The sequence below is a fragment of the Holdemanella sp. DFI.5.55 genome, from assembly GCF_020593575.1.
GTDB lineage: Bacteria > Bacillota_I > Bacilli_A > Erysipelotrichales > Erysipelotrichaceae > Holdemanella > Holdemanella hominis.
Map to the genome: position 1 here is coordinate 1 of NZ_JAJDMK010000082.1, position 9,002 is coordinate 9,002.

General features: G+C 35.0%; 8 protein-coding genes. 7 read left to right on the top strand and 1 reads right to left on the bottom strand.

What is annotated here, in order from left to right; genetic code table 11:
• Positions 1-130: 130 nt before the first annotated feature.
• Together LJE08_RS11810 and LJE08_RS11815 are read left to right on the top strand one after the other, a co-directional pair.
• Positions 131-532, top strand: coding sequence for a hypothetical protein (locus LJE08_RS11810; protein WP_227403330.1), 402 nt, complete (start codon positions 131-133; stop codon positions 530-532).
• A 369-nt stretch (positions 533-901) separates the two neighbouring features.
• On the top strand, positions 902-1,183 hold the full coding sequence (locus LJE08_RS11815) for a hypothetical protein (RefSeq protein WP_147346753.1): 282 nt from the start codon (positions 902-904) through the stop codon (positions 1,181-1,183).
• Positions 1,184-2,180: 997 nt separating this feature from the next.
• Here LJE08_RS11815 and rpsT read toward each other — a convergent pair.
• Positions 2,181-2,444, bottom strand: a complete 264-nt coding sequence (gene rpsT, locus LJE08_RS11820; protein WP_003864936.1) for a 30S ribosomal protein S20 — start codon at positions 2,442-2,444, stop codon at positions 2,181-2,183.
• A gap of 110 nt (positions 2,445-2,554) precedes the next feature.
• On the opposite strand from rpsT, the gene fmt reads away from it, so the two are divergent.
• The 5 genes from fmt (at position 2,555) to pnp (ending at position 8,940) form a co-directional block, all read left to right on the top strand.
• A complete protein-coding gene (gene fmt / locus LJE08_RS11825; RefSeq protein ID WP_227403331.1) occupies positions 2,555-3,484 on the top strand; it encodes a methionyl-tRNA formyltransferase in 930 nt (309 codons plus the stop codon).
• Positions 3,485-3,494: 10 nt separating this feature from the next.
• On the top strand, positions 3,495-5,297 hold the full coding sequence (gene lepA, locus LJE08_RS11830; protein ID WP_117923783.1) for a translation elongation factor 4: 1,803 nt from the start codon (positions 3,495-3,497) through the stop codon (positions 5,295-5,297).
• Positions 5,297-6,376, top strand: coding sequence for a radical SAM family heme chaperone HemW (gene hemW / locus LJE08_RS11835; RefSeq protein WP_227403332.1), 1,080 nt, complete (start codon positions 5,297-5,299; stop codon positions 6,374-6,376). Before lepA ends, hemW begins: the two co-directional genes overlap by 1 nt.
• 88 nt (positions 6,377-6,464) lie before the next feature.
• Positions 6,465-6,731, top strand: coding sequence for a 30S ribosomal protein S15 (rpsO, locus tag LJE08_RS11840; protein ID WP_117923787.1), 267 nt, complete (start codon positions 6,465-6,467; stop codon positions 6,729-6,731).
• A 67-nt stretch (positions 6,732-6,798) separates the two neighbouring features.
• Positions 6,799-8,940, top strand: a complete 2,142-nt coding sequence (pnp, locus tag LJE08_RS11845; RefSeq protein ID WP_217255781.1) for a polyribonucleotide nucleotidyltransferase — start codon at positions 6,799-6,801, stop codon at positions 8,938-8,940.
• Positions 8,941-9,002 lie beyond the last annotated feature (62 nt).

The window sequence follows — 9,002 nt, forward strand, 5'->3', positions numbered from 1 at the left end:
AATATTTTGAAGTTCTTGTCATAAGTGTAGTCTCTCTTTCGTTTACACCTATACAATAAGTCTTAAATAGACATCATTAATGTCAGCTATGTTAACAAGTCACCAATGTATCTGTTAAGCCAATAGTTATATGTTCTTAAAAAGTAAACTTCAAAATTTAAAGGAGGGAAATTTCAATCCTCCCAGTGTTGATTTCAAAATTTACGAAGGATCATTGGATAGAGATGGTTTAAATTTTTTGACTGGATATCATAACAGTAACTATTTAAATTATGTAATGGATCTACTTTTAGAATATTGCATAAAAAGTGAAGTGTTTCTTAAATGTGGTTGTTCATGGCTTGAAAACAATTATGGAATTGATGTAGAATCTGCTAATTTTGATTATTATACAGAAGTAGTAATATCTAAATATTTAGCAAGTGCTATTGAGAATGGGAATCAAATCGCAATGATAGTTGGTTTGAAATGGCTTCATATTCGTTGGGCTTTAACTTTCAACCAATTGAAATGGGCAGAAACAATACAATAAAATTTTGCAATTTCAATGTCACATATTCTGAAGGATTGAAAGAATATCGAAGCGTTTGTTGGGATATAATGTTGATCTTAGCGAATAATAAATTATTAAAAAAGAGAGTTATGAATTTTTTATATGATTACGCAAACCACCTTTATGGAGATGTCGATATTGAATTAGTAAAGGGATATTGTGAATATGTTGAAAAGTTGCTCTCAGAGATATGTTGTGATGATATTGATTTTTTTTGAATTGATTAATTGTTTGTCTAATAACATAAATAAACTTAGTCTTTCAATCGATGAAAAATGGGACTCAATGTTGCATGGAGATTTATGGGAACTGCATCAATTACTTACATTCAATTATCAAAATTCAAATATGGAATATGATGAAACTAGAAAAGAAGCGATAAAACAATATAGAAAAAGTCTTTCCACATCAAAAATTAAAAATTTTGTACAAACAGCAAATCACTTATTTACTGATATAACCAAAAATCGGAATGATTTTTATAGTAACGAAGGAATTAATCTTATTGTTAATCAGTTTGATGTAGAAAAATTAAAAGTATTCTTAGACGAGTTTATGAGATGTGGTCCTAATCTAGATGTTCATCCTACAAAAATATTACATGTGTTGAATAGGAAAACTGATTCATAACAATTTTTTGAGTCCGTTAAAGAAGCTCAATTTCCTCAAAAGATGTATTGGCGTTATATTTTCTTTGATACATTGCCAGAATAAAAAGTGAATGAAAACATGTTGCATGAGTTTATAATTTTTTTAAAAGATGATGTCGCGAATGTTGAAAAAGTTGCTAAGTATAGAAATATAAAGGTGTTGGATAAATTTCTAAGCATTGAGCCTGATATATATAGAAAAATATGCTTATATTTTGTTTTAAATTATAGTTCTAATCCACTAATTATTGGATCTTATTTATCGAATCTATTTGATATTTGAACATATTTGTTAGAAAAATTGAATGAATTATTTAAGGGCGATTTAGATTTTGTGTCAATACTTTACAATCTGTTGAAAGAAGATTTGTATATATGGACGTTTGGGAATATATTCAAAGAGTTGTTGGTGAATAGAGAGGATAATAGTTCTGCTGCCAGCCAGAGGCAATAACAATGGATAAAGTTAATTGTAGAAGATAATGCATTTAATGATTGTATCAAAGATATATTTGAAGGTAAATGCGAACTGGATGATGATATAAGAATTATTGCTATCAAAGCATTTATTGATACAAACCAAGATTATGATACTTTTAAACAATTAAAACTTGTGCCAAGCCATTGGAGCGGCGTTAATAGTTTTGTACCTGCGTATCAGAAGCAGATTGACTTTTATAAATCATGTTTCCGTTTTTGCTGAGATAAGGTTCTTGAAGCACAAAGCATTTATTTAAGAAAAAAATATCGTATTTAGAGAATAGTATTGAAAGAGAAAAAATAGATAATATCATGGATGATATGTTGATGTGATGTAAATTACTCAAGTGTATTAACTGCATGTCGATAAAGCTAATGTTTAAAAGATAAAGAATGATCTTTTGCGGTAAAGATCACTCTTTTGATAGAAAATAAAAAAGATCATCCGATTGAGACAGGGTACAAAAAAAGAAGTCATATGACTTCTTAATCCTTCATTACGCGATTTCGTTAATAGCTTTTGCTAAACGTGCTTTTTGACGGCTAGCGTAGTTTTTGTGGTGAATACCTTTAGCTACGGCTTTGTCCAATTTTGAACTACAGTCGTTGTAAGCTGCTACAGCAGCTTCTTTATCTTTAGCATCAACAGCTGCTAATACAGCTTTAATACTTGATTTCAATGCTGATTTTTTAGATACGACTAATTTGTGAGCCTTGTTATTTGTTTTAACACGTTTCTTTTGAGATTTAATCTGTGGCATGAAGTGCACCTCCTGACATAAATTGCAAATGGATTATAGCAAAATTTCTGATTTATTGCAACACAACTTCAAAAAAATACGCTATAATACTCTAGTATTGGAGTGATATTATGGAAAATAGACGCATTATTTTTATGGGAACACCCAAAATTGCTAGTGTCGTATTAAAAACAATGTTAGAAAACGATATACATGTAGGCTTGGTGGTAACACAGCCGGATAAGAAAAAGGGTAGAAAACAACAGCTAGTCTATTCAGAAGTCAAAGAAGTGGCTTTAGAATATGACATTCCTGTATTTCAGCCTGTTAAAATTAAGTCAGACTATCAAACGATTCTTGATTTTGCCCCTGATTTAATTGTGACATGTGCTTATGGACAAATTGTTCCTAAGGAAGTCTTGGATCTTCCAAAGTATGGTTGTGTGAACCTTCACGGTTCTTTGCTTCCTAAATATAGAGGGGGAGCCCCTATCCAAAGAGCTATTTGGAATGGTGATAAAGTAAGTGGAATGTCATTGATGAAAATGGCACCTAAAATGGATGCGGGACCTGTTTTAGCTCAAAAGGAAATTGAAATATTGCCTGAAGACAATTCTACATCTTTATTTGATAAAATGGCCATTTGTGCTGGAGAATTATTGCTTTCTCATTTTGAAGAGATTTGTTCAGGTAAGGCGGTCTATGTCGAACAAGATGAGAGTCAAGTTGTATTCTCTCCTGTCTTATCCAAAGAAGAAGAGCATATTGATTTAAATCAGGATGATGAACACATCTTGAATCAAATTCGTGCTTTTTCAGATGCACCAGGTGCTTATGTATTATTAAAAGGAAAGAAATTTAAAATCTTAAAGGCAAGTTATTTAAATGAAGAGAATTCGTTTGCCTCTTTAGTCAAGATTGGTAAAAACAAGCTAGGTATTGGACTTCATACAGGTACACTTGTGATTGAAACTTGTCAAATGGAAGGAAAGCCAGTCATGGATTGTGCAAGCTTCTTTAATGGACAGGGTCGTAACTTAGTAGGAAATATTGTAGAGTAGGGGGAAATCTATGGATCAAAAGAATGTTCGAAATTTTTGCATCATTGCACATATTGACCACGGAAAAAGTACGTTAGCCGATCGTATCTTAGAACTTACAGATACGGTAGAAAAGCGTGAAATGAAAGATCAGATTCTAGATTCAATGGATCTAGAAAGAGAGCGTGGTATCACCATTAAATTAAATGCCGTACAGCTTGTATATCATGCCAAAAATGGACAAGACTATTTGTTCCATCTTATTGATACACCAGGCCATGTCGACTTTACATATGAAGTGTCTCGCTCTTTAGCGGCTTGTGATGGGGCTATCTTAGTTGTCGATGCAGCTCAAGGCGTACAAGCACAGACTTTAGCTAATGTATATTTGGCATTAGAAAACGACTTGGAAATCTTGCCTGTATTAAATAAGGTGGATCTTCCTAGTGCCCAACCGGAAGTTGTAAAAAAAGAAATTGAAGACTTGATTGGATTAGATTGTAGTGAAGCGGTTGAAATCAGTGCTAAATCGGGATTGAATGTGGATAAAGTGCTAGAAGAAATCGTGCATAAATTACCAAGTCCAAAAGGGGATAAAGAAGCACCAACACAAGCTTTAGTCTTTGACTCTTTCTATGATTCCTATCGTGGAATCATTGCGTTTGTATCGGTAAAGAATGGAACAATCAAACCAAAAGATAAGATTCGCTTTATGGCAACCGGCGCTGAATATGAAGTCACAGAAGTGGGTGTTCGTACACCAAAAGAAGTTGTGGAAGACCAGTTGAACTGTGGAGATGTAGGATGGGTCAGTGCAGCCATTAAAAACATTGAAGATGTTCGTGTCGGTGATACGATTACAGTTGCATCCAATCCTGCAAGTGAGCCACTATCTGGATATCGTGAAATGCATCCAATGGTATATTGTGGTTTGTATCCTGTAGACAATGCGCGTTATGACGACTTAAAAGAAGCATTGTCCAAATTAAAATTAAACGATGCGGCTCTACACTATGAACCGGAAACATCACAAGCTTTAGGGTTTGGATTCCGATGCGGATTCTTAGGCTTATTACATATGGACGTAGTTGAAGAGCGTTTAGAGCGTGAATACAATCTTAGTTTGATCGCAACAAGTCCTTCCGTAATTTATCATGTCTATAAAACAGATGGTACTATGGAAGAAATTGATAACCCATCGGCTTTACCAGAACCTCAAAAAGTGGATCATATTGAGGAACCATATGTGAAGTGTGACATCATGGTGCCAAAAGAATTTGTGGGTCCGATGATGGATCTTTGTCAGAAAAAACGTGGTGAATATGTAGACCTTCAAGTTTTAGATGATGTTCGTATGATGATGGTTTACCAAATGCCATTAAGTGAAATTATTTATGATTTCTTTGATAAGATGAAATCTTGTACAAAAGGATATGCTAGTTTTGACTATGAATTTAGTGGATACCGTACAAGCAGTCTAGTAAAGATGGATATTTTATTAAATGGACAGATCGTCGATGCCCTATCTACGATTGTCTTTAGAGATTTTGCGTACAACCGCGGTAATGCGATGGCCGTAAAATTAAAAGACTTGATTCCTAAGCAGCAATTTGAAATTCCTGTGCAGGCAGCCATTGGTGGAAAGATCATTGCACGTACAAACATTAAGGCATTGCGTAAAAACGTATTGGCAAAATGTTATGGCGGAGATATCTCGCGTAAAAAGAAATTGTTAGAGAAACAAAAAGAAGGAAAGAAACGTATGAAGATGGTTGGATCGGTAGAGATTCCTCAAGAAGCCTTCATGGCCGTTTTAAGTATGGATGACGACTAATGGTACCATCAGCCTATGTACATATTCCGTTCTGTGATTCGATATGTGCGTATTGTGATTTTGTCCGTATTCAAAAAAATGAACAATTCTTTTCAAGTTGGAAAGAAAAGTTAATACAAGAAATTCAAGAGTATAAGATTTCAAATCTTCATACTCTTTATTTTGGTGGGGGCACACCAAGTGTATTGAGTTTGGATGATTTTGCATCGATAAGAAATTGCTTTCCATCAAGTATTGATGAATTTACTGTAGAATGCAATCCCGAATCCTTAGATGAAGAAAAACTAGCATCTTATGTTTCTTTGGGAGTCAACCGTATTAGTTTGGGTGTACAAAGCTTTGATGATGATCTATTAAAAGTCTGTCGAAGAAGACATACATCCAATCAGGCTAAGAAAGTGATTCGATGGATTCAAGAAAGTGGAATTCATAATTTCTCCATTGATTTAATTTTTGGACTTCCAAATCAAACAATGGAAGATGTGAAAAGAGATATTTCCACATTTTTAAGTTTAGCTATACCACACTTATCCATCTATTCTTTACAGGTTGAAGAAAATTCAATATTTGGAAAGACAGGCGTAAAGTCTTGTGATCCAGATCTTGAAGCGGATATGTTTGAATACATTACGAAAACACTTGAAGCAGCTGGGTATATTCATTATGAGATTTCTAGCTTTTGTAAGCCAGGCTATTATTCCAAACACAATTTAGCCTATTGGCAAGATAAAGACTTCTATGGCTTTGGCTGTGGCGCAAGTGGAAGAATTGATGGCATTCGTTATGATAATACGACAAGTTTAAAGCAGTATTGTTTGGAGGGTCCTTGTTCTACATATATTCCTGAACCACTATCTGAACGAGGTATGGATGCGATCATGATGGCGTTGCGTACAAAGTTTGGATTGAATATAAGAGAATGGAATTTGAAATATCAGAATGATTTTAAAAATCATTATGCCACTGTATTAGATACGTATCATGAGTATTTTTGTTTTGAAGGGGAATGTATCTATTTAAATGATGCTGGACTTGAAATATTAAATACGATTCTAGTTGATTTTATGATGATAGAATGATATCATTTAATAGCTTTTGTACTGAGAGTCTGGAAACTTCCAACCTTTCGCTCGGTAGAAAAGGACTAATATACATGGAGGAAGAAAAATGTTATTAAAATCTGAAAAACAAGCAATTATGCAAGAGTATGCAGTACACGAAGGTGACACAGGTTCTCCTGAAGTTCAAATCGCTGTATTGACTGAAGAAATCAACCGTTTAACTGAACACTTCAAAGAACACAAACACGATTACCACTCACAACGTGGATTGATGAAAAAAGTTGGTCGTCGTAAAAAATTGTTAGCTTACTTGAAGGGTAAAGATTTAGACCGTTACAAAGCATTGATCGCTAAATTAGGTTTAAGAAAGTAATCGAAAAGATTACTTTTTTTTTATGCATTTATTTGATAGAATATAAAAGTATGATTGAGGTGAAAAAATGGCGAAACAAGAGTTTCATTTAGATTTTTGTGGTCGGGGGATCACAGTAGAAACTGGTGAAATCGCAAAACAGGCTGATGGAGCCGTTATTATCCGTTATGGAGATACGGTGACTTTATCAACTGCATGTGCATCAAACCAGGCAAAAGAAGGGATTGACTTTTTCCCTTTGACAGTAAGTTTTGAAGAAAAATTATATTCTGTTGGAAAAATTCCAGGAGGATTTTTACGTCGTGAAGGAAGACCAAGCGAACATGCGACATTAACAGCGCGTATGATCGACCGTCCAATCCGCCCTTTATTTGCGGAAGGATTCCGTAATGAAGTACAGGTTGTCAACACGGTATTAAGTGTAGATCAAGATGCAAGTCCTGAAATGGCAGCTATGTTTGGTGCTTCATTGGCATTATGTATTTCAGATATTCCATTCAATGGACCAATCGCAGGTGTTAAAGTTGGACGTATCAATGGAGAATTGGTTGCCAACCCTACAGTGGCTCAAATGGAAGAAAGTGATATCGATTTAACTGTTGCGGGTACTGCACAAGCTTTAAACATGGTTGAAGCTGGTGCTAAAGAAGTTAGCGAAGAAGATATGCTTGCGGCATTGATGTTTGGACATGAACAAATCAAAAAATTATGTGCATTCCAAGAAGAAATCGTAGCCGCTTGTGGTAAAGAAAAACGTGAAATTGAATTGTATGCTGTAGATGAAACAATCAATAGTGAAGTTCGTGCAAACTTTGAAGCACAAATTCGTGCAGCTGTATCGATTAAAGAAAAATTAGAGCGTTACGGAAAAATTGATGATTTAACAGATGAAGCAGCCCAAATGATCGCAAACAAAGAATATGAATCTGAAAAAGATCAAAACAATGCGGTGAAACAAGCTCGTGAAATCTGTCGTGGTATTGAAGCAGACGAAGTACGTCGTTTGATCATTGAAGACAAAGTACGTCCAGATGGCCGTCAAATCGATGAAATCCGTCCATTGAACTCACAAGTGGATTTACTTCCTCGTGTTCATGGTTCGGCTTTATTTACGCGTGGAGAAACACAGGTATTATCTACAACTACATTGGGTGCATTAAATGACAACCAGATTATCGATGACTTAACTGTTGTCGATTCAAAACGTTTCATGCACCACTATAACTTCCCACCATATTGTGTTGGTGAAACTGGACGTATGGGAAATCCAGGACGTCGTGAAATTGGCCATGGTGCCTTAGGTGAAAGAGCTTTAGCTCAAGTGTTACCAAGTGTAGATGAATTCCCATATACAATTCGTACAGTAGCGGATGTTATGGAAAGTAACGGATCTAGTTCTCAGGCAAGTATTTGTGCAGGAACAATGTCTTTAATGGCTGCTGGTGTTCCAATCAAAGCACCTGTTGCGGGAATTGCGATGGGATTGATCATGGATGATAATTCAGGTAAATATACTGTTTTAACAGATATCCAAGGTATGGAAGATCACTTTGGAGATATGGACTTTAAGGTTGCCGGAACGAAAAATGGTATCACAGCTTTACAGATGGATATCAAAGTAACAGGTATTACTAAAAATATCTTCGAAGAAGCATTGGCACAAGCTCACAAGGCACGTTTAGAAATCTTAGATAACATGTTGGCATGTATCTCAAGTCCAAGAGAACAATTGAGTCCATATGCACCTAAGATTGCGATGATGAACATTGATCCAGATAAGATTAAAGATGTAATCGGACCTGGTGGAAAAATGATCAACGAAATCATTGCACAATGTGACAATGTAAAAATTGATATTGATGATGATGGAAAAGTAGTCATCTACCACAATGATTACGATACAATCGAAAAGGCGAAACAAATGATTAGTGACATCGTACGTGTTGCCAAAGTTGGAGATGTATATGCAGCTAAAGTTGTTCGTCTTGAAAAATTCGGTGCTTTCGTGAACTTGTTTGGTAATACAGATGGTTTATTACACATTTCTAAGATTTCTCACCACCGTGTAGATAAAGTAGAAGACGTGTTAAAACTTGGCGATATCATCGATGTTAAGGTTACAGAAATCGACAATAAGGGTCGTATCAATGTAAGTGCAAAAGCTTTACTTCCAAAACCTAAAACAGAAGAAGAAAAAACAGAAGCGTAAAAGTTAGGGCGCTCTAAAATAGTGTAGGGTTATGTGAAAATACCGGCTTTAAATTATTGTAG